20 protein-coding genes, 1 tRNA gene and 4 pseudogenes are annotated in these 19,652 nt (G+C 66.8%); 17 read left to right on the top strand and 8 right to left on the bottom strand.

All coding sequences use genetic code 11. The annotated features are described in order from the left end of the window. Window positions 1-13 precede the first annotated feature (13 nt). Window positions 14-1,147, top strand: a complete 1,134-nt coding sequence (locus ACGFX9_RS28980) for an NAD(P)/FAD-dependent oxidoreductase (RefSeq protein WP_393478512.1) — start codon at window positions 14-16, stop codon at window positions 1,145-1,147. Window positions 1,148-1,227: 80 nt separating this feature from the next. On the opposite strand, the gene ACGFX9_RS28975 is transcribed toward ACGFX9_RS28980, so the two are convergent. The 6 genes from ACGFX9_RS28975 to ACGFX9_RS28950 all read right to left on the bottom strand — a co-directional run bounded on the left by ACGFX9_RS28975 (window position 1,228) and on the right by ACGFX9_RS28950 (window position 8,434). Continuing rightward, window positions 1,228-1,653 (bottom strand): MarR family winged helix-turn-helix transcriptional regulator, encoded by a 426-nt coding sequence (locus ACGFX9_RS28975; protein WP_393478632.1) that lies wholly within the window; start codon window positions 1,651-1,653, stop codon window positions 1,228-1,230. 136 nt (window positions 1,654-1,789) lie between these two features. Next, window positions 1,790-2,155, bottom strand: a complete 366-nt coding sequence (locus tag ACGFX9_RS28970) for a PH domain-containing protein (protein WP_393478507.1) — start codon at window positions 2,153-2,155, stop codon at window positions 1,790-1,792. 87 nt (window positions 2,156-2,242) lie between these two features. Next, window positions 2,243-3,151, bottom strand: coding sequence for an aminoglycoside phosphotransferase family protein (locus ACGFX9_RS28965; protein ID WP_393478502.1), 909 nt, complete (start codon window positions 3,149-3,151; stop codon window positions 2,243-2,245). Between the two features lie 118 nt (window positions 3,152-3,269). Beyond that, the gene (locus tag ACGFX9_RS28960; protein ID WP_393478497.1) at window positions 3,270-3,593 is read right to left on the bottom strand and encodes a hypothetical protein; all 324 of its coding nucleotides are present in this window, start codon (window positions 3,591-3,593) and stop codon (window positions 3,270-3,272) included. 625 nt (window positions 3,594-4,218) lie between these two features. Then, window positions 4,219-6,273 (bottom strand): AIPR family protein, encoded by a 2,055-nt coding sequence (locus ACGFX9_RS28955; protein WP_393478492.1) that lies wholly within the window; start codon window positions 6,271-6,273, stop codon window positions 4,219-4,221. Window positions 6,274-7,336: 1,063 nt separating this feature from the next. Further along, on the bottom strand, window positions 7,337-8,434 hold the full coding sequence (locus ACGFX9_RS28950) for a DUF1152 domain-containing protein (protein WP_393478487.1): 1,098 nt from the start codon (window positions 8,432-8,434) through the stop codon (window positions 7,337-7,339). A gap of 80 nt (window positions 8,435-8,514) precedes the next feature. On the opposite strand from ACGFX9_RS28950, the gene ACGFX9_RS28945 reads away from it, so the two are divergent. The 14 genes and pseudogenes from ACGFX9_RS28945 (at window position 8,515) to ACGFX9_RS28880 (ending at window position 16,720) form a co-directional block, all read left to right on the top strand. Continuing rightward, window positions 8,515-9,255, top strand: a complete 741-nt coding sequence (locus ACGFX9_RS28945; RefSeq protein WP_393478482.1) for a GntR family transcriptional regulator — start codon at window positions 8,515-8,517, stop codon at window positions 9,253-9,255. Between the two features lie 278 nt (window positions 9,256-9,533). After that, window positions 9,534-9,994 (top strand): annotated as a pseudogene (locus tag ACGFX9_RS28940) (ATP-binding protein). 62 nt (window positions 9,995-10,056) lie between these two features. Then, the gene (locus ACGFX9_RS28935) at window positions 10,057-10,785 is read left to right on the top strand and encodes a GntR family transcriptional regulator (RefSeq protein WP_393478477.1); all 729 of its coding nucleotides are present in this window, start codon (window positions 10,057-10,059) and stop codon (window positions 10,783-10,785) included. A gap of 123 nt (window positions 10,786-10,908) precedes the next feature. Further along, window positions 10,909-11,259 (top strand): hypothetical protein, encoded by a 351-nt coding sequence (locus ACGFX9_RS28930; RefSeq protein ID WP_393478473.1) that lies wholly within the window; start codon window positions 10,909-10,911, stop codon window positions 11,257-11,259. Window positions 11,260-11,264: 5 nt separating this feature from the next. Next, window positions 11,265-12,639: pseudogene (locus ACGFX9_RS28925) on the top strand (FtsK/SpoIIIE domain-containing protein). An 89-nt stretch (window positions 12,640-12,728) separates the two neighbouring features. Further along, the gene (locus ACGFX9_RS28920; RefSeq protein WP_393478468.1) at window positions 12,729-12,935 is read left to right on the top strand and encodes a hypothetical protein; all 207 of its coding nucleotides are present in this window, start codon (window positions 12,729-12,731) and stop codon (window positions 12,933-12,935) included. Between the two features lie 3 nt (window positions 12,936-12,938). Further along, window positions 12,939-13,553: a DUF2637 domain-containing protein gene (locus ACGFX9_RS28915; protein WP_393478463.1), complete on the top strand. Its 615-nt coding sequence runs from the start codon at window positions 12,939-12,941 to the stop codon at window positions 13,551-13,553. 19 nt (window positions 13,554-13,572) lie between these two features. After that, complete coding sequence (locus ACGFX9_RS28910; RefSeq protein WP_393478460.1) at window positions 13,573-13,800, top strand: hypothetical protein; 228 nt, start codon at window positions 13,573-13,575, stop codon at window positions 13,798-13,800. Further along, a complete protein-coding gene (locus tag ACGFX9_RS28905; protein ID WP_393478455.1) occupies window positions 13,800-13,988 on the top strand; it encodes a mobile element transfer protein in 189 nt (62 codons plus the stop codon). Before ACGFX9_RS28910 ends, ACGFX9_RS28905 begins: the two co-directional genes overlap by 1 nt. Window positions 13,989-14,004: 16 nt before the next feature. After that, a pseudogene (locus ACGFX9_RS28900) lies at window positions 14,005-14,198 on the top strand (hypothetical protein). A gap of 13 nt (window positions 14,199-14,211) precedes the next feature. Then, window positions 14,212-14,466, top strand: coding sequence for a SpdD protein (locus ACGFX9_RS28895; protein ID WP_393478450.1), 255 nt, complete (start codon window positions 14,212-14,214; stop codon window positions 14,464-14,466). Between the two features lie 129 nt (window positions 14,467-14,595). Further along, a pseudogene (locus ACGFX9_RS28890) lies at window positions 14,596-15,322 on the top strand (replication initiator). Then, on the top strand, window positions 15,315-15,527 hold the full coding sequence (locus ACGFX9_RS28885; protein ID WP_393478444.1) for an excisionase family DNA-binding protein: 213 nt from the start codon (window positions 15,315-15,317) through the stop codon (window positions 15,525-15,527). The pseudogene ACGFX9_RS28890 and the gene ACGFX9_RS28885 overlap by 8 nt, the downstream one beginning before the upstream one ends. Next, window positions 15,527-16,720 carry a tyrosine-type recombinase/integrase gene (locus ACGFX9_RS28880; RefSeq protein WP_393478440.1) on the top strand — a complete coding sequence of 398 codons (1,194 nt, stop codon included), beginning with the start codon at window positions 15,527-15,529 and terminating at the stop codon, window positions 16,718-16,720. Before ACGFX9_RS28885 ends, ACGFX9_RS28880 begins: the two co-directional genes overlap by 1 nt. Before the next feature lie 49 nt (window positions 16,721-16,769). Here ACGFX9_RS28880 and ACGFX9_RS28875 read toward each other — a convergent pair. Beyond that, window positions 16,770-16,843 (bottom strand) — tRNA-Gly (locus ACGFX9_RS28875). A 541-nt stretch (window positions 16,844-17,384) separates the two neighbouring features. On the opposite strand from ACGFX9_RS28875, the gene dcd reads away from it, so the two are divergent. Together dcd and ACGFX9_RS28865 are read left to right on the top strand one after the other, a co-directional pair. Next, the gene (gene dcd, locus ACGFX9_RS28870; RefSeq protein ID WP_361829103.1) at window positions 17,385-17,960 is read left to right on the top strand and encodes a dCTP deaminase; all 576 of its coding nucleotides are present in this window, start codon (window positions 17,385-17,387) and stop codon (window positions 17,958-17,960) included. Between the two features lie 8 nt (window positions 17,961-17,968). Further along, entirely contained in the window at window positions 17,969-18,466 is a 498-nt protein-coding gene (locus tag ACGFX9_RS28865) for a phosphoribosyltransferase (protein WP_393478436.1), read from the top strand. 79 nt (window positions 18,467-18,545) lie between these two features. On the opposite strand, the gene ACGFX9_RS28860 is transcribed toward ACGFX9_RS28865, so the two are convergent. Further along, entirely contained in the window at window positions 18,546-19,544 is a 999-nt protein-coding gene (locus ACGFX9_RS28860) for a Yip1 family protein (RefSeq protein WP_393478431.1), read from the bottom strand. Between the last annotated feature and the right edge of the window lie 108 nt (window positions 19,545-19,652).

Here is a 19,652-nt window from a genome sequence, read left to right as displayed (position 1 = left end):
AGGAGTGAGAACAATGAGTCGTACTACGCAGAGCGCTGACCGCAGCAGTGACCGCCGTACGGTGGCGGTCATCGGCGGAGGATACGGAGGCGCCGCGGTGGCCAAGGCCCTCGACGACGGAGCCGACGTGGTTCTCATCGAGCCCAAGGACGCATTCGTGCACGCCGCCGGGGCGTTGCGCGCCCTCGTCAAGCCGGAGTGGGCGGGCGACCACATGTTCTTCGCGTACGACAAGCTGCTGCGGCGCGGCAGGGTCATACGCGAGCGGGCGGCCTCGGTGGACGCCGGCGGTGTCGTCCTGGCATCCGGTGCGCGCGTGGACGCCGACTATGTGGTCCTCGCGTCGGGCTCCGGTTACCCCTTCCCCGCCAAGACGGACACCGACGTGACCAGCGAGGCGCTTGAACGGATCCACGCGACGCACGACGAACTGGCGTCGGCCCGGCGGGTGTTGCTGGCGGGCGCGGGGCCGGTCGGCCTTGAGCTGGCCGGTGAGATCAAGGCGGTGTGGCCGGACAAGCAGGTGACGGTGGTGGACCCGGCCGAGGAGCTGATGCCGGGCTTCCTGCCGGAGGTGCGCGCGGAACTGCACCGTCAACTGGGGGACATCGGCGTGGACCTGCGGCTCGGCACGGCCCTCACCGAGGAGCCGCCGAGCGAACCCGGCCGGTCGAAGACGTTCACCGTCACGACGACGGCGGGCGACGCCGTGACCGCCGACATCTGGTTCCGCTGCTACGGCGTACGCGTCAACGGCGGCCATCTCGACGACGAGGCCTTCGACGCGGCCCGCGCCCCGCAGGGCCGGATCAGGGTCACGGACCGGCTCAACGTCCTTGGCCACGACCACATTTACGCCCTGGGGGACCTCACCGACGTCGCCGAGGCGAAGATGGCAGGACACGCGATGAAGCACGCGGAGGTGATCGCGGAGAACATCCTCGCCCAGGTGCGCGGCGAACAGCCCGCTGCCGTCTACCAGCCATCGCCCGTGCCCTCGGTCCTGCTCCCGCTCGGCCCGAACGGTGGCGTCGGCCAGATGCCCACGCCGGACGGGGCGACGGTCCTGCCCGCACAGGCGGTCAGCGAGTACAAGGGGAGGGACCTGCTCTCGGGCCGCTTCGCGGAGCTGTTCGGCACGGCGTGACGGTACGGCGTGACGGCGTGGCGTGACGGCACGGCGGACAGGGCGGGCGGCGCTTCGGCTGCTCCACGAGGAGCCCCTGGTCACTCCACGAAGACCGCGGGCACCTTGTTGTCAAGCACGACCCGGGCAAGCAGCTCCGCCAGCTTCGCGCGATCGGCGTCGCTGAAGCCGGACGGCAGCTGGTCGATGCGGCGGCAGGTCTCGGCGTAGAACTCGTCGACGGTGGCGCTGCCCTTGGCGGTGAGCGCCACCTGCACGGCCCGCCCGTCACGCGGATCCGGCTCGCGCCGCACGAGGCCGTGCTGGGCGGTGCGGTCCACCAGGCCGGTGAGGCTCGACTTCGCGAGCCCGAGCACCGCGCCCAACTCGCTCATCCCGTACGGCTGTCCCATGAGCACGCACAGCAACTGCCCCTGCTGGGCGGTCAGTCCATAGTCCTTCGCGGAGTCCGCGTACACGGCGTTCACCAGGAATGAGGAACGCACCAGAGCGGCGGCGATCCCCATGTGCTCACCCTCGGAATGTGCCATGGGTTCAGAATACGGCAGCGGGGGCGGGCCGGTATTCACCGGGTATTCGCAGGGGCAGATTCGCACCACGAACTAACAAATGGGCGAAGGCGAATGGGCGAAGGCGAAGGACTCAGCGCGCGACGTACTGCGTGAGGATCGCCTGAACCTCGTAGATGTCGACGCCCTTGGTGAAGGTCTTCTGGATCGGCTCGTGAGTCCCGGAGATCCAGATCTTCAGCTCGGCATCGAGGTCGAAGTGCCCGGCGGTCTCCACCGAGAAGTGCGTGATGCTGCGGTACGGGACCGAGTGGTACTCGACCTTCTTGCCGGTTATCCCCTGCTTGTCTACGAGGACGAGGCGGCGGTCGGTGAAGAGCATGGTGTCGCGGATCAGCAGGTACGCGGCCTGCACCTGCTCACCGTTGCCGAGCAGTCGCGCGTAGTCCTGCTGCGCGGTCATCGGGTCGATCGTGTGAGCGTTTCCGAACAGTGCCATGACTGGCCCCCCATTGGTGTGACTTCAGATCTTCGGACTCTCGGACTTCAGACTGTAACTCGGCCTGAGAGGAAGGATCGAGGCCGATCAGAGCTCATCGAGGACGGCCCGGATGACATGCCGGGCGTTGCGGGCCATCGCGGGGTTGGTCTCCCGGTAGTAGGGGAGCGCGATCACGGCCTGGGAGAGCGTCCGGGCCCGCCCGCTCCGCCACGTGGCGTCATCGACGTCGAGGGCGTCACGGAAGACCTGCCGGGCGTCGGCGGGCAGGAGATTCCAGGCGGGGAAGAGATCGCAGGCGGGGTCGCCTACTCCCGCGCACCCGAAGTCGATGACCGAGGCGAGCCTGCCGTCGCCGTCCAGGAGGAGATTGCCGGGCATGAGGTCGGCGTGCAGCCAGACGGGGGCGGCGCCGGCGTCGGGCTGCTCGCGCAGGGCGCGCTCCCACACCGAGGCGACAACGTCATAGTCGAAGCCCTCTTCGAAGTGCCCCTCACGCAGGGCGTCGATGGCGGCGCGGGTCTCGGCATCGAGCGAGGAGAGGGGCCCGCCGCGATGGGCGGCGGGCGCCCCCGGCAGTGCGACACCGCGCATGGCGACGACGAACGCAGCCAGGTCCTCGGCCAGCAGGGAAGGCTCACTCAACGCCCCGGCCTCGGCGACCTGCCCCGGCATCCACCGGTAGACGGACCAAGGGAACGGATACCCGTGGCCGGGCGCTCCGGCTCCCAGCACTTCGGGGACGGGGACGGGGAGTCGGGCGCCGAGCCGGGGCAGCCACTCCTGCTCCATCGCCACATCACCGGCGCCTCCCTCGACGAGAGGAAGCCGTACGACCATGTCGTCGCCGAGCCGGTACATGGCGTTGACGGTGCCCCCGGACGGAAGCCGGGAGACACCGAGGCCGCCCCACCGGGGAAACTGCCCGGCGACCAACTGGGCGACGAGGGCTTCGGTGACGGGGTGCTGTCCGTGATGCATCTGTCCACTGCTCATGAGACGCAACCCGACCGCCTGCCACGCCAGGCGGCAAGCGATTTAGTGGCTCGCGGCACCTCCCCGGAGCGGCACCCTCAACACGTCCCGGCACCAGGTCTCCGCCAGGCCGCCCGGCCTAGCCGCGGGGCCGGCGCCCGGCGATCCGGTAGACCGTGTACATCGCCCCCAGGATGAAGTCCGTGGCCAGCCAGATCCCGACGATGAGCCCGACCTCGGTCGTGGTCCCGAGGGCGTCGGCGTCGGACATGCCGCTGCCGCTGGCGATGCCTGCGACGACCCAGATGAGAAACACGAGCTGGACCGCCAGAAAGGCCCAGAAGAACGCGCGACGGCCCTTCGCCGGGGGAGGTGGCTCCCCGTAGTGCGGATTGTTCCGGGAGAGGGCGTGCTGCGGCGGCGCGGGCGCTTGTGGGTGCCGAGCATGGCGGATCTTGCTCATGGCCCCGTTCCTTCCGGGAGGTCCTGTTCCCATTGTGCGCTTGTGAGACGACCCCGGTGCGCAAAAAAACCTCCGGGCCCATGGCCCGGAGGTTCGAAGAAGAGCGGGTGACGAGAATCGAACTCGCACTCTCAGCTTGGGAAGCTCGGGTCTCTTGGCGGCGAATTCCGCACTGAGCTGCGGCGGGACTGTACTCCAGCCGTGATGAACCGTGGTCAACTCCCCGCTGTTCCCCGTGAGTACCCGCAGGATCTGGCACGCGAATGGCACGGCGGGGCATTGGACGTCTGAGCCTCAGCCGACGAACGTCGACTACGGCGGTGGGGGCGTCGGACGATCAGGCGCGCGTGTGCCAGAGCAACCACCACCGGGCCTCAGCCACGCTGCCCGGCAACGTCCGTTAGAGCAAGCTGCGCCGGCGGAAGCGTGGTGGTGAGGCCTTGGATGATGACCTCTTCGTCCCGAAGCAACTTGGGCGGGGGCGCTGCCTTGGGCCGGTGTGCCATTCAGCTGCATTGATGGTTCGTAGGCGTCCGCCCTCGTCCACCGCTGTGCGCCAGCGTTGTCACGCAGTTAGACACTCAGCTGGGACACGACGCGCGCTCAGAAGGTGCACCGGTGATCGCTACTCTGTCGACTCGTCGCGAATCCCGTTGGCGATATCGACTAGCGAACCTTTCCCGGGGACAAACCAACGGCGCGTTCCCTGTACGGCTTTTGGACCCGATTTATTGGCTTGTTTGAACATTTCCATAACCAACGCGCTTGGGGAGTAGCGCTCCCCATCCCATTCCCAGAGGAGTACTTTACTCCTGCTGCGGCTTACTACCCAGGTTGCTGACCCGCGGCGTTGATCTTCCGAAAGCCACTCAGTCAAAGCACGTCGTTCCGGTTCCACGATCGGCCGGAACTCAAGTCGGGTGCCCTCATCAATGGCGCCCGCATCCACGATTACGGTGACGGCGTTCGCTTGGCGTGCTCGCTTTTCCCGTTCCATCACTTCGTATTCCGAAGAGAGATCGGGAATTGGCTGTCCTGAAAGGATGCCGGAAGTGGCACTTTCTACGACCAGCCCGTAACGTTGAGCCGTACGGAATACTGCGCCGATCTGGGTTCCAGACTCGTCCAAGGCGTGCATGGCCCATCGCAGAGCGGAATCCACAGAGTTAGGAATTTGTTTCGCAAGCTTTTCCCATTCGCTGTCCGAGCAAGAGGACCACTTCCGATCGCCTTGGAATACTAGATGTGCGATCAAGTGCGGACCCTGCTCGGCAAAAATGCCAGCACGCCCTTCCAGTCCTTGTTGTCGGCGATCCATTTCCTGCTTCACCTCCCTAAGTAGTTGAACGGCACGCCAGGCCTGGCGTGCGTCTCTACTGCGGAAGATTTTGGGATAGGTATCGTCCTTCCAAAGAAGAGCCGTCTCAGATTTAGCCTGGAAGGAGAACTTTGATTCCTGGTGTGCGCACGCGAGAGCGATCGCTGCCTCTACCATGTCGCAGCCTTCGGAGGGTGCCGGAGGAGCTTCGCCGCGCTTAATTACATACTTCTTATTCAGCGTGACGTCGAAGTCGTATCGAAGTCGTGTTTGAATTTGATCGAGTGCCCTGAAGTCCTGTTCAGCTACGCCGTTCTGAGTGTTGGTTGCGATAGTGACGCGGCGGTCGAAGTTGGCGGGAGTGCCCTTAAGTGGGATAATTCGCACATTGAGGCGTGCGCGCGCTACAGATTCTGCGGAGCGTTCGGCAGCCTCATGCAAGGACGCAACTGTCTGTGCACCATTCACTACGCTGGCGCCTGAGAGCTCCAGATCGCCGCGCGGACTTACGTTCAGCTGGTCGCACAACACGGTAATTCCATTATGGAAATACCAGAAATGCTCTGGTTCGCGTAGTACGGTTTCCATCAATCCTGCATTGATCTTGGTTAGGCCTAGAGGGAAGCGAATATTCCGCTGAAAAAGTCGATGGCGGTGTTCGCTGTACCAGCGGGCAACTTGATCGGCTGTCAAAGTGCCATAGTATGCCAGGTATGGCTCATCGTGGTATCGAAAGTCTGGCATTCTGGCAATGAGGTCGACCTTCGGGTCATCGAGTCCCGATCTGAGGGCGCTGATAAAATTTGGCAGCAAAATTGGCTCGACTCGAAGGATCTCCTGCGGGTCATTGTATTCACGGAGCAGATCCTCGAAGTCGCGTTGAATTCCTGCGGACAGTTGCCGATCTCCGGCTAGCGCAGGCACAATCGTGATTTGAACGCGAGGGTTACTCAGTGCCGAGTTTAGATGTTGCACCATGGGTTGGAGCTTTTTGTTAAATCGATCATACTGGCTATTGACTAGCTTCTTGAGTCCTTCCTTGGCGGCGAAAAGGGCTTTTTGGTCGAACGTTGCGTTGCCTTCCTTGCTCCATTTGGCCTGGACGATCCAAATGTGTGGCGCATCGGTGTCGACTGCTACAGCATCAATTCCCTGGTCGTCGAAGCCATCAATGATGCAGGCCGCGGCCTGTTTGCGGTCAAGACCAGCTACTTCGAGCACGGCCAGTGCGGCTAGCGCGCGGCTCAGGAACGCAGTCCGTACGGAATTTTCGTCCCGCCCCTCCAAATCAGTCATGTCGATTAGTCCGTCAAACTGTTCGACCAGCGCCTTCTCCAGCTGCCTGACTTGCAGATCCTTCACGCTGACCTCCCCATGACCTGATGAGCCCTCAGCCTAGAGCGCTGGCGAGCGCTGAGCCATCGTTTCGCTGCGGCTGAAGCCGTGGAGGGAAGGGAACCAGAGTAGGTCGGTGGAGCGGCTTTGGGCTGGAGCTGCTTTGGGGCGAATGATCATGGCCCCGTAAGCTTCCGGCGAGTCGGGCAGTCTGTGGACCTGCCCGTTAAAGCACGACGTTGGGGCCATGATCTTAGAGGCTCGCCCCAAAGTGGCTGCCTAAAGCCGTGGAGCCGACCGCCCCAGCCACAGAGGGTGTCTCCCCACTCTTGCCCGCAGCTCGCTAGCGCGCCGCCGGGCGCGGCCAGCCGGGGCGCAGACAGGAGGCAGGCCGCGCCGCAGAGGCGGCGCGCGCCCGCGCCGTGCGCGGGCCTTGAACCAGTAGAGAAAGTTGTAACTCGGAGCTGAACCTAGTCAGGCCATCTCTGGCTGTGTGCAGGTCAGATGACTTGGGCATGTTCCGCGAAAGGTGCAAAGCCTGGGGGGACCATGGAAGTTGCTGCCATAGCGGTATCTCTCACAGCTCTACTGGTGTCGGGTTTCACTTCATATCGACAGATTAGTCTGGCCCGGCACGCTAACACTTTGCCCGTCCTGATTGATCTCTTTCGAGAGCATCGGAGTGATCACCTTGCCGCTGCGCGGTGGTTCGTGCATCAAGAACTTGGTGATTGCGACATATCTGAAGGCTTGGACGGTCTGCCACCGGAGCAGCGGAAGCTAGTCCGTGATCTGGCTTGGTACTACGACAATCTCGGAGCTCTCGTAACGCATGGCATCGTCGATGTGCGGCCAGTGTCGGCCTATCTAGGCGACTCGGTGACCTCAAGTTGGGAGGCTCTCGAACCCCTGATCAGAGCGCATAGAGCGAAGCGTGCCGCACGTGGACGAGTAGACAGTGGTTCGTGGCAAGGGCACTTCGAGAACCTGTATCACCTGGTCAAGCGATACCCGCCGTCGCTCACTCGGTCGCAGACGAAACAGTGGCTCGTATCGCCACCAAACGGCTCTAGATAGCGGTGGTTGATGGCTAGCTCTGAGGTTGGCTCACCTTCCAAAGCGGAGCTTCGTAGGCGTCTGGACGGTGCTTGATCAGCAGGCTTCTCAGTTCCTGGCGCTGTTTGCCGCTTAGGCCAAGGGCCTCGGTGATCCTTCGGAACGTCGTGTGGGTGACTCCGCGGCTGCGGGCCTCGCCCTCGAACTGGTCGAGTTGGGCCAAGACTGTCTGTGAGACCAGGTCTGCGGGTGGCTGGTCGTTGAGCCATGCGGCCTTGTTGCGTTGGTAGTCGATTTCCGAGTAGCCGCAGATTTCGCGGCTGTGGGCCTCGGCTTCGTCCAGGGTCTCGGTCGCCATGATGGCGCGGGCCAGTTGGTTGCGGGTGACGGCGTCGTCCATGTCGACCTCGTGGACGGTCGGGCCTTCACCCGTGAGCGCGACGGGTAGGCCGGCGTCCCGGACTTCGCAGGTGCCGCGTACGCCTCGGGCAGTGGCTGCGAGCATGCCGGTGGCCTCGGACGGGTGCCACTCCAGGACCGAGCTGACTGGCTCGACGTCCTTCGATGTGAAGGTGTGGACGAGAGGGCCGAGCAGGCCGCGCAGGTCTTCGAGTAGGAGTTCGCCGTCCAGGGCGGGGCCTGCGACCAGCAGTCGGACGGGCGCGTTCACCTGGCAGCACGCTGCGAGCGTGAGGGCGTCGGCGAGCGGGCTTTTCAGGGTTGGCTCATCGCCGCGGGCCAAGATGTCGCCCCCGACGTCGAGCAGATCGATCGACCCCGGCGACAAGTGGTTGATCAGCTCTTCGAGTTGGCGTGTGATGCCCTCGGCGCCGTGGTGAGGGTCGATCAGCGCGAAGGTGTGTGGGAGCTCTGCCGCGAGCCGGGGGAGGGTGGAGCCTGCTGGAGCGATCGGGCGGGCGTCCGCCGGCACTTCCCAGACGGCTGGGGTGAGCTGCTCAAGCCCGGTGAAGTTGTCCGGCCCCCGCGGTCCCGGTACCGGGTCGATGAGGAGGCGGTCCCACGCGTACGTGAGGATCACCGCCTGGTCCTCGTCGCCGTAGAGGGCGGTGTGGAGCATGGCGGCGGCGACTGCGTCGCCCCCTCCTCCTGCTGCGACGATCAACCGCTTCATGCGGCCAGCGTACGGGGTCGAGGGTTGACCACTCACTCTATAGTGGCTAGAGGCCATAGCCACTTGGACGAGGAGGGTGAATGCCTCAGATCGAGGAGGCTCAGCCGAAGTATCTCCAGATCGCGCACTTCATCCGCGATCAGATCCTTCGGGGAGACCTGCGGCCGGGGGACGAGGTGCCCTCGGAGCGGCAGTTGGCGGCGGACTGGAAGGTGTCCCGGCCCACGGCTGCACGGTCGTTGGAAGGGCTGAGCCATCAGGGGCTCGTCGAGAAGCGCCAGGGATCGGGCACGTACGTGCGCAGCCTGGAGGTCAACCGGCGGGCGCGTGAGCTGTACGGCCGGGCCCGGCAGACCGGGAAGATCTACACGCCCGGCGAGTACGCGGTGATCACGTCGGCCGGTTGGCTGGATGCGCCGGATCACGTTGCCGAAGCCTTGGGGCTGGTCAAGGATCGTCGGGCCGTGCACCGGCGACGGGTGACCAACAACCATGACGGGCCGATCACCCTGTCTACCTCGTGGTTCGCTCCTGACGTCGGCCAGCGTGCGCCCAAGCTCCTGGAGCCCGAGCGGATCCAGGAGGGGACCCTCATGTACGTCGAGAACATGACGGGCCGCCAGGGCAGCTATGCCGAGGACCGTATGTGCGCTCGGAGCGCCACCGAAGAGGAGGCATCAGACCTTCAACTGGAGGCCGGTTCAGCCGTTCTGATCGTTCACCACGTCGTCGTCGACCTTCAGGACCGGCCGTTGGAGTTCGCCGAAGCCACCTATCCCCCGCATCGCTGGGCCTTCGAACAGGGCTACCCCCTCACCTGAGTGCCCGGCAGTTGCGCCGAACCACTTGCACACTCCAAGTGGCTAATGCCTCTATCCACAAAGTGGCTAAGGCCACTTGGACTGGAAGGGGGCACGGCGTGACGAGTCAGCGGCCGGACAAGGGCGCGCGGTTAGTTTGCCGGGGATGCCGTGGGCGCGGTTGGAAACGCGTCGGCTCCCGTACGGCTCTGGCGCTCTCCACGGCCAACGACCGCGTTCGTGCCACATCGAAACGGCGCTGCCTCGACTGCGATGGCAGCGGCAAGGAGTGAGCGCGGATGGATGACACCACCGATGGCCGCGACGGTTTCGGTACCGCACGACTCGGGGCGATGATCCTGCACCCGGCGCCGGAGTCCGTACCCCGGGCCCGGAGCTGGTTCCGGAAGTTCATCGCCCGCGTACAACCCGGCCTGCTCGATCGACGACTGCACGCTGATGGTCTCGGAGCTGGTCACCAACGCCATTCTCTATGGGCGGGCGGATGAACCCTGGTTGGTGCGTGTTGAGTGGTACCGCGTGGAGACCTCGCTTCGGATCGTACAATCCGGGGTTCCCGGCGAACGTGCGGATGCGGCGCCCGGAGGCGAATGATGCGCACGGGCGCGGGCTGTTCCTGGTCGACTCCATCGCCGACTCGTGGCACTCCGGACCGAGCCGATTCGGCGGGACCGTGGTCTCTGCCGTGGTGGCCGGCGCCTGGCCGTCGAACGAAGGATTCGGCCCCCTTCGACTGTGAGCGTGCAAGTGTCGCTAGTCTGGTTGACCAGTTGACTGGGCCAATTCCGACGGGCGGCGTTCATGGCGTATGAAGTGGAGCCACCGAAGTACGTGCGCCTCGCGCAGACCCTCCAAGGGCGCATCGAGGACGGCACGTACCCGCCCGGCACGCGAGTTCCCAGTGAGAACCAGTTGGTGCAGGCCTTCGCGATGTCCCGCCCTACCGTCGTGCGGGCGCTGGAGCTGCTGAAGCGTGACGGCTGGCTTGAGTCCCGGCAGGGATACGGCACGATCGTCCGGGGTCGCCCCGAGGTCGTGGAGCAGAGAGACCGCCGCGGTCGTGAAGCCCTGGAGCGCGACGAGTCACACGCGCCGGGCCGACTGATTGAGGTCAGCCACGTGCCCGTTCCGGCGCGGATCGCCTCGGCGCTCGGACTGCCCAAGCGGGCGAAGGTTCTCGTGCGCCGGTTCCTGGTCGAGGAGGATGGCGAAGCGGTCGAGTTGGTCTCGTCGTACTTCCCTGCCGGCCTGGTCGAGGGGACCGAGCTGGAGACGTCCGAAGCGCTGAGAGGCAGCGTCCGTGAGCATCTTGAAGCGCGGAAGAAAGTGCGCTTCGACCACGTGACGGAACGGGTCTCGGCGAGACTGCCCGACAGCGGGGAAGCGGAACTTCTGGAGCTCCCTGAGGGTGTTCCCGTCCTCAGCGTGCTGGTCATCGCCTGCGACACCTCCGGGCAGGCCTTGCAGGTCGTAGACGTGCTGCTGCCTTCCGACCGGCAAGAACTGGAAGACACCTACCGGCTGAACTGAGCCTCGATCGGGGCGAGTTCCACTCGGTAGCCACTTGACAAGTCAACCTGGCATCCTTAACTTCGAACTTGCTAAGTCAACTTGTCATGTGGCGAGTTGATCAACTCAGAAGGAGAAATCTCTGTGCGTGTGATCCGTATTGACGCCTCGTCCGCCACGATCCTGCTTACCGAAGCGCCGTCGCCGAAGGTGCGCGACCGGCAGACCGGTGAGATCGCCAAGGACGCGGTGAGCGGCGAGGCACTGATGACGGTCGGCGTCGTCTTCATCGACGAGGGGGACTCGTCGCTGATCCAGGTCACCATCCCCGAAAGCGGTGTGACGGACGGGCTGTCGGTCGGTGCTCCGGTCTCCCTTCCCGGCCTGATCGCCCGGCCCTGGGAGAGCGTGTTCAACGGCCAGCAGCGGCACGGCATCGCCTACCGGGCCACGGCCATCACGTCGGGCGCCTTCCCAGTCGCCCAGGCGGGCTGATCGACGTGACCGACCTGGTGACGTTGGCTGAGCTGAGCGGGCCGCTCGCCGCGATTGGCGGCGCGGCTTACGCCCGGCACGCCCACCCGGCGGCGTACTGGTCCACGGTCGGACTGCCTGTCTCGGTGGTCCGGCTGATGGCCTCGTACTCCTCGACCATGGACGCGTGCGGCCTCACGGTCGCGCCGTCCCGGCTGCGGGTACTGGCCGTCAAGGCGACCACTCGCCGTGAGGTCCGGCCCGTGCCCCCGCGGCGGGGCATGATCCGGCCCACCACGACCGGCCTGCGGCTTCGGTTGCGGCTGGCTCCGGGGCAGGAACCGGCGGACGTGGCTGCCTCGGCTGAACGGCTGCGGCATGCCTGGGGCGTTCATGCCGTGTACGTGCGGGACGTGAAGCCCGGAGTCGTGGAACTGCGACTCGTCGGCTTCGACGTACTGCGCAAGGTGCGCATGCCCCGCCGGATCGATAGCGGACTGATGCGGGTGCCGGTGGCGCTGCGGCAGGACGCGACCGCGTTCGTACGGGACTACCGGGCCGTACCTCATGAACTGGTCCTCGGAGCCACGCTGTCGGGCAAGTCCATGTACCTGCGCAACCTGCTGACTGGGCTGACGGCTCAGCCGGTGGTCCTGGTCGGCATCGACTGCAAGCGCGGGGTCGAGCTGGCGCCATTCGCCGCCCGGCTCTCCGCGCTGGCGACCGACCCCGCGCAAGCGGCCGAGCTGCTTCCCGTGCTCGTGAAGGAAATGGAGGACCGATACGACCTGATCAAAGCCCGACAGGGCATCCCCCCCCGGCACCCCGGACGAGTCGATCACCTCGGACATCTGGGGCCTGCCCGAGGGCGAACGCCCTGCTCCCATCGTGTTGTTCATCGACGAGGTGGCCGAACTCTTCCTCATCGCCACGCGAAAGGAGGAGGAAAGGCGCGATGAGATGGTCACGCAGCTGATCCGGCTCGCTCAGCTCGGCCGGGCCGCCGGAATCTACCTGGAGGTCTGCGGGCAGCGGTTCGGCGCTGAGCTGGGCAAGGGCGCGACCATGCTCCGCGCTCAGCTCAGCGGCCGTGTCTGCCACCGCGTGAACGACGAAGCCTCCGCCAAGATGGCGCTCGGCGACATCGCCCCGGAAGCTGTGGGCGCTGCCTGCGCCATCGCTGCCGAGCTGCCTGGTCTGGCCGTCGTCGGCGACACCTCGGGCGGCTGGTCTCGCATCCGCACTCCGTACATGACCCTCGCCGACGCTGCGGCCACCTGCCGTGAGACGGCGCATCTCGCCCCCGACGTACCAGCGCTCACGCCCTTCCGGCCGTACGTCCCGCCGGTGCCCGTGAAGGCATCCGAACCGGTGGCTGCCCCGCTGCCGGTCACCGAGTAAGCGCACCCGCCCCAACCGCCGGCGCGGCCGTCCCGCGCCAAGTCCCTACCCCCGCCATGCCCGAAACCGACCGAAGAACGGGAGTCTCCATGTCCCACCGCCCCACAGTCGACCAGATCGCCGCCTTCCTCGCGGACCTCAAAGCCGTCTGCACCATCGGCGGTGCTCCGGTCGAGCTGGCCGCTCGTAAGGCGGATCTGTTGGAAGGCATCGCCGACGCCATGCCCGGTGACCAGGAGGCGGCGGAAGTCGCCCGTGCGGCTCGCGCGGCTGCTGACAAGGCTCAGGAGCGGTGAGCGATGCGCATCGGTCGTCTCCGGGCTGATCCCGTACTGATCCAAGCCGTCATCGCCGCGGCGCTGTCCTTCGCCCACCTGCACGACCTGGCCTCGGCCGCCGGACAAGACGGGTGGAAGGCGTGGGCCTATCCCATCTCCGTCGACCTGCTGATGGTGGCGGCCTGGCATCGACTGCGCTCCGGCGAGGCGAAAGCGGCCGGGTGGTGCTGGTTCCTGGTCGCGCTCACCGCGTCGCTGGGCGCCAACGTCGCTACCGCTGGGCTGCTCGACCTGGACGACGTACCGGCGTGGCTCCGCATCCTCGTCGCCGGATGGCCCGCCGTCGCCTTCCTCGGCGGAACCCTGCTTGCCCATGGCGCCCCGACGCCGACAGAGGTTCCGGCGGCGGAACCAGAGTCCGCCCCGACCGCCACGGCGCCCGAACTCCCCGCTGCGACCCCGGAAACCGCCCGACCCTCCACACCTCCTGTCCCGCCTGCGCTCGTCGCCCTGGCGCACAAGGTCGCCGACGAACACCGCGCCCGGACCGGAACCGCCATCGACACCCCGACGCTTCGCGCCCGCCTCGGTGTACCCGCACCGCTCGCCGAAGCCATCGCCGCTCAACTCACCTGATCCCGGAGGACTTTCCACCTTGCGCCCGACCACGCTCCGCGCGCTCAAGCGCGCTGCCGAGCTGACCCGACAGAACCGCCTCACCGAAGCCGTGCTCATCGCCGAGCCCGTGATCCTCGCCGCCGACAGCTACGAGGGCGACGAGATCTTGCGCTGGCTGGCCGACCACGTCACCGACTTCACCGGCGAGACCCACGACAGCCAGGACGACCGCAACGGCCACGACCACCCGAAGGAGCCCCACTGATGACCGCCAACCGCCGTTTCCGCAACGTCGTCCGCATCGGCCCGGTCCAGGTCGCCACGTACTACGACGGCCGGGGCCACGAGAAGCACACCGCCGCCTGTACGGCTCCGCGCTGCGGCTTCTCCACGGACTACGACAGCCGCCCCGCCGCTGAGCTGGCCGCTCGCACCCACCGCTGTTCTGCCTGACCGCTGAGGAGCTCCCGTGACCGTCTCACTGCCGCTTGTCTTCGTCCTGGGTGTCATCGCCTGGGCCGCGATCAAGTTCCTCGGTGTCCGCCTCTGGGTCGCCGCCGTGATCGCGCTGTTCGGCTTCTGGCTCTCCCACACGATCCTCGCCCCCGCCATCGAGTCCGGCACCCGTTCCGGGTCGACGTCGTCAACGGCACCCACGACTGAGAGGAGTCCCGCCATGTTCCGCCCCGAGCTGCCCGACGCCCCACCCCTGCCGACAACCGTCACCACTCAGCAACACGTTCAGGCTCCGGCCATTCCATCCGCCGGCCGCCCGGTCGCCCCGTACGTGGGAGTCGGCGCGGTCGCCGCCGTGGTCGTCGTCGGCGTCGTCCTCACCGCGCTCCTGGCGGCCGTCGCCATCACGGCCATCTCGGTCGCCATTGCCGCCGTGGTCCTGCGCTCGCTCGTCAACGGCGCCAACAAGCGCTGACCGGCCGCCGGGGCGGCACAAACGCCGCCAAGCATCCCGCCGCCCCGGGGCCGTCCCTCCAACCGCGAACAGCCGAAAGGAACTCCCATCATCACCCGGCAGACTCCGCCCCCGCTGGCGGAACTCTCCATGCTGGCCTCCCTCGGCACCATGCCCGAGCTGGCCCGGCAACTCTCCGGCCTGGGCGGCTGCATCCGCCCCGTACGCCTCGACGGCCACCGCACCGAGTACGAGCTCAACAAGTCAACCGGCGAGATCGGCCGCGCTCTGCACCACCTGGATTCCGCGGCCCTCCCCGCCGGTCACCTTCTCGTCCGCTGCAACAACCGCCGCGCGACCCGCTGTGCCGCGTGCGCCGCTGTCTCGGCGCCCTTGGTGGCGTACTTGGCGATGTACGCGGCTACGGCCCGTTCGGTCAGCTCCTGGCCGCCGTCGAAGTCGGCGGTTCGGATGGTGCGCTACCGGCACCCTTGACCGGCCGATCAAATTCCTCGCCGAGCTGGCACAAGCCGAGCTCACCAACCACGCCCGACGCATGATCCGCACTGCCTGGACTCTCGGCGCACGCCCCGAGCTGGCAGACCTTCGCCTCCGGGCCTGGGCTCACATGCTCGGCTTCCGCGGCCACTTCTCCACCAAGTCCCGCCGCTACTCCACCACCCTCGGCGCACTCCGCACCGCCCGCGCCGACTGGCGTCGAGAGCAAGCGAACCCTGTGTCGCAGAACACCGAGGAAACCACGCTCGTCCTCGCGCACTGGGTCTTCGCCGGAACCGGCCTCAGCGCCGGTGAGGCCTGGCTCGCCGCATCCCTCGAACCCGCCCCCGGAACGGAAGGAGAACCCACGCATGCCTGAGCGCTGCCTGTCGGTGGACCAGGTTGCCGAGTTGCTCGGCACGACCGCCCGTTTCCCCCGGCGGCTGATCGAGGAACGCCGCATCCGCTACGTGAAGGTCGGCCGGCACGTCCGCATCCCGGAGAGCGCCGTTGAGGAGTTCATCGCGTCCCGCATGGTGCAGCCGCTGAGGCGGCCCCGGCCCCGGTACAGGAGGGCGGCGTAGTGGCCAACAGCAGGGGCCGACGACGGCGGTTCGGGGCCATCAGGAAGCTTCCTTCCGGCCGTTACCAGGCGCGCTACCCGGGTCCTGACGGCGTGATGCGACCGGCCCCGTTCACCTTCGAAACGACGGCGGACGCTGACGACTGGCTTGCTGAAAAGCAGACGGAGATCCGGCGTGGTGAATGGCGGGACCCTGAGGCAGGGGCGGTGTGCTTCCGCGTCTACGCAGAGAAGTGGGTCGAGGAGCGGGAACTCGCGCCACTCACCCAGGACCTCTACCGGTATCTCCTCGACAAGTACCTGTCGGGCAGCTTCGCCGAGTCCGACTTGGACGAGATCACGGCGCCACATGTCCGTGAGTGGCGGACAGGGCAGCTCCGGGCCAACGGTGCCAAGACGATGACTGCCAAGGCGTACCGGCTACTCAAGGCGATCATGGAAACCGCTGTTGATGACGAACTGATCCAGCGCAACCCGTGCCGGATCAAGGGTGCCGGTAAGGAGAAGGCTGCTGAGCGGCGCATCGCTACCGTCGCCCAAGTCGACGCGCTCGCCGAAGCCGTCGGCATGCGGTGGCGGCTCATGGTCTACCTCGGCGCGTATGGCCCGATGCGGCCGGAAGAGCTGGCGGGCCTCCGTCGACGAGACGTCGACCTCGACCCCCTGCGGATTCGCGTTCGCCTCGCCGAGCCGGAGCGGATGAACGGGCGGCGCGTCCAGGGAGACACAAAATCCGAGGCGGGCACCCGGACTGTGATCCTTCCCGCGTTCCTCCGCCGGGAGCTCCGGTGGCACCTGGAGTCGTTCGCCGAGTCGGGCCCCGATGGGCTGCTCTTCGTCGGCGAGAAGGGCGCTCCCTTTCGGCGCAGCACCTTCGGGCGGAAGTGGAGGAAGGCGCGTGAGGTCGTGGGCATGCCCGAGGGCTTCCGCTTCTACGATCTCCGGCACACGGGGCACACACTGTCCACGCGCTCCGGTGCCACGCTCAAAGACACCATGGTCCGTGCGGGACAGTCCTCAGAGAAGGCTGCGCTGATCTATCAGCACTCCGACGACGAGCGACAGCAGGAAGTTGCTGCCGGACTGGACGCCACGGTCCGCAAGGCACGCCAGGAAGCTGCGGCCGTGCCAGAGGAAGACCCCGGTGAGCCAGACGATCAGCGTTCTGGCACGAATCTGGCACGCGGCGAGTGATCACAGCGGCCAGCAAAAAGGCCCGGGTCGATGACCTGGGCCTTTGTCATGGAGCGGGTGACGAGAATCGAACTCGCACTCTCAGCTTGGGAAGCTGATGTTCTACCACTAAACTACACCCGCGAAAGACACCGTCTGTGGCGGTGTCGTAACGTCGCACACTCTACCCCATCCCAGGCCCCAGGCGCTTTTGCCGCGGGGCCTGCGCGCTGTGCGGGGGCTTTGGTGGGGGGTGTCCGGGGCGTGGATGCCGCTGCGGGGTGCGGGAGTTGGGGCGTACCGTGAGGGACCGGAGTGCCGCCTGGAGGGGCGCCCCATTAGTCCCGTAATGTGGGGTTTCGGCGTCCGCTCGTGTGTAGGGCGAGCAGGGGGCGCCACGAGCTCAACTACGGCTTTGGGGAAGGGACTCGAGGACTTGATGGAGCGCACCGTCGTCCGCTGTGCCGAAGGGCACGTATTCAGCACCGCTTCGTTCCCGATGCAGAAGGCCGACCGGCTCGGACCCGGCCGTCTCATCCGGTGCCCACGATGTGCCCGACTGCGGCATGCCGTGCCGGTCGGGGCGCCCGAGGAGCGGTAGCCGCGAGCAGCCGCGGCAGCAGCGATAACGCGCGCGGGTCCGTCCGATTGGGGCGGGCCCGCGCGCTCTGCGTATCCTCGGTGCGTGCTTCTCTCAGACAAGGACATCCGGGCCGAGATCGACACCGGACGAGTACGGATCGATCCGTACGACGAATCCATGGTGCAGCCCTCAAGCATCGACGTGCGGCTCGACCGCTACTTCCGGGTGTTCGAGAACCACCGCTACCCCCACATCGACCCCTCCGTCGAGCAGGCCGACCTCACACGGCTCGTCGAGCCCGAGGGCGACGAGCCGTTCATCCTGCACCCCGGTGAGTTCGTGCTCGCCTCGACGTACGAGGTCATCAGCCTCCCCGACGACCTCGCGAGCAGGCTTGAGGGCAAGTCCAGCCTGGGCCGCCTCGGGCTCGTGACGCACTCCACCGCCGGGTTCATCGACCCCGGCTTCTCCGGGCACGTGACCCTGGAGCTCTCCAACCTCGCGACGCTGCCGATCAAGCTCTGGCCGGGCATGAAGATCGGGCAGCTGTGTCTGTTCCGGCTTACCTCGCCCGCCGAGGAGCCCTACGGGTCGGAGCGGTACGGGTCGCGTTACCAGGGCCAGCGGGGGCCCACCGCCTCCCGTTCCTTCCTCAATTTCCATCGGACACAGGTGTGACATCCAGCATGAGTGACGTGCGCGAGAACCTTACGTACGAGAAGTTCGGCGGCGCTGTGCGCGAGCTCGCGCAGACCATCGCCGACGACGGCTACCAGCCGGACGTCATCCTCTCCATCGCCCGCGGTGGCGTCTTCGTCGCGGGCGGGCTCGCGTACGCGCTCGACTGCAAGAACATCCACCTCGTGAACGTGGAGTTCTACACCGGCGTCGGGACGACCCTGGAAATGCCCGTCATGCTCGCGCCCGTGCCCAACGTCATCGACTTCACCGACAAGAAGGTGCTCATCGCCGATGACGTCGCCGACACCGGGAAGACGCTGAAGCTGGTGCACGACTTCTGCCTCGATCACGTGGCCGAGGTGCGGTCCGCCGTCGTCTACGAGAAGTCGCAGTCGCTCGTGAAGTGCGAGTACGTCTGGAAGCGCACCGACGAGTGGATCAATTTCCCCTGGAGCGTCGAGGCTCCCGTGGTGCGGCGCGCGGGTCAGGTTCTCGACGCCTGAGCCGAGCCATACGTACGAAGAAGACGAAGGGCCCCGGCGGATTGATCGATCCGCCGGGGCCCTTCCCTTCTACGTACGTCTAGAACGTGCCCAGCTTGATGATCGCCAGCAGCGCGAGCAGCTGGATCGCCGCCGCGCCGAGCGCCTTCGGCCACGGCAGGTCGTGGGACTTGCTCACCATCGCCGTGAGCAGCGCGCCCGCCGCGACCCAGGTCACCCAGCCGAGCAGCTGGACGAAGGGCTGGCCGCCGCCGAGGAACATCGCCACGACCACGCGGGGCGCGTCCGTGATCGACATGATCAGCATGGAGAGGCCGACCGTCGGCTGCCAGGCGCCGTCGCCGCCGAGCTGACGGGCCAGCGTGTGCGTGACCACGCCGAGGATGAAGGCGCTGATCGTGATCGCGACGGCCGTGGTCAGGACGTACGGGACGGCCGTCGAGAGGGTGGCGCTGATGGCGTCCTCGCGGGCGCCGTCGAAGCCGAAGATGGCGAGCAGGCCGTAGAGGAACGTGACGATGAGGGCCGGGGCCCACATCGCGTAGTCCCGCATCTGGAGGAAGGTCGGCCCGGGGCGCAGCACGATGCCGCGCAGGAGGTCCTTCCAGCGCAGGCGCGGGCCCATCGGCGCGGGGGCCTGGCCCGCGCGGTAGGTGTCGCCCCGGTTGTAGGGGTCCTCACCTACGGAGAAGGCCTGGGTGTGACCGGGGTTGTTGGCGGCGTACGGGTCGAAGCCGCCCGGAGCGCCGCCCTGCCCGCCGCCCCGGCCCCCGTGACCGGGGTCACCCGGTCCGCCGAAGTACTCCGGCTCCCCGTGGTAGCCGGGGCTGCCCTGGTTGCCGCCCGCCTGCGGCCATTGCTGCCCGCCGTATCCGCCCTGGCCGCCCCGTCCGCCGCCCTGGCCCTGGCCGTACGGCGGCTGACCGCCGTACTGCGGGGAGGACGGCTGGGGGTAGCCGTACGGGGGCTGCTGGCCCTGGGGGGCCTGCTGCCCGTACGGCTCCTGCCGCGGTCGTTGTTGGGGTCGCGCTTGCGGGGTGCGGTTGTCCCGGCCGCGTCCGATCCTGAATCCAGCCACGAATCGAACGTACCTGGTCTGAAGGGTCCGGGTCGTCCCTCCCCGGGAGGAGAGCGGCTTTGCCGCCGACCTGTGACAACCCCTAGGGGGACCCTGAGGGGTTTACCC

This window comes from Streptomyces sp. NPDC048436, assembly GCF_043200355.1.
GTDB lineage: Bacteria > Actinomycetota > Actinomycetes > Streptomycetales > Streptomycetaceae > Streptomyces.
This window is presented reverse-complemented; position numbering and strand designations above follow the sequence as displayed.

Coding starts and splice junctions, on each gene's coding strand:
- ACGFX9_RS28970 (WP_393478507.1), bottom strand. CDS start 2,155: ATGGCACTGTTCGGAAACGCTCACACGATCGACCCGATGACCGCGCAG.
- ACGFX9_RS28885 (WP_393478444.1), top strand. CDS start 15,315: ATGCCTGAGCGCTGCCTGTCGGTGGACCAGGTTGCCGAGTTGCTCGGC.
- ACGFX9_RS28945 (WP_393478482.1), top strand. CDS start 8,515: ATGCCTCAGATCGAGGAGGCTCAGCCGAAGTATCTCCAGATCGCGCAC.
- ACGFX9_RS28915 (WP_393478463.1), top strand. CDS start 12,939: ATGCGCATCGGTCGTCTCCGGGCTGATCCCGTACTGATCCAAGCCGTC.
- ACGFX9_RS28965 (WP_393478502.1), bottom strand. CDS start 3,151: ATGAGCAGTGGACAGATGCATCACGGACAGCACCCCGTCACCGAAGCC.
- ACGFX9_RS28935 (WP_393478477.1), top strand. CDS start 10,057: ATGGCGTATGAAGTGGAGCCACCGAAGTACGTGCGCCTCGCGCAGACC.
- ACGFX9_RS28980 (WP_393478512.1), top strand. CDS start 14: ATGAGTCGTACTACGCAGAGCGCTGACCGCAGCAGTGACCGCCGTACG.
- ACGFX9_RS28975 (WP_393478632.1), bottom strand. CDS start 1,653: ATGGGGATCGCCGCCGCTCTGGTGCGTTCCTCATTCCTGGTGAACGCC.
- ACGFX9_RS28920 (WP_393478468.1), top strand. CDS start 12,729: ATGTCCCACCGCCCCACAGTCGACCAGATCGCCGCCTTCCTCGCGGAC.
- ACGFX9_RS28895 (WP_393478450.1), top strand. CDS start 14,212: ATGTTCCGCCCCGAGCTGCCCGACGCCCCACCCCTGCCGACAACCGTC.
- ACGFX9_RS28865 (WP_393478436.1), top strand. CDS start 17,969: ATGAGTGACGTGCGCGAGAACCTTACGTACGAGAAGTTCGGCGGCGCT.
- ACGFX9_RS28960 (WP_393478497.1), bottom strand. CDS start 3,593: ATGAGCAAGATCCGCCATGCTCGGCACCCACAAGCGCCCGCGCCGCCG.
- ACGFX9_RS28950 (WP_393478487.1), bottom strand. CDS start 8,434: ATGAAGCGGTTGATCGTCGCAGCAGGAGGAGGGGGCGACGCAGTCGCC.
- ACGFX9_RS28905 (WP_393478455.1), top strand. CDS start 13,800: ATGACCGCCAACCGCCGTTTCCGCAACGTCGTCCGCATCGGCCCGGTC.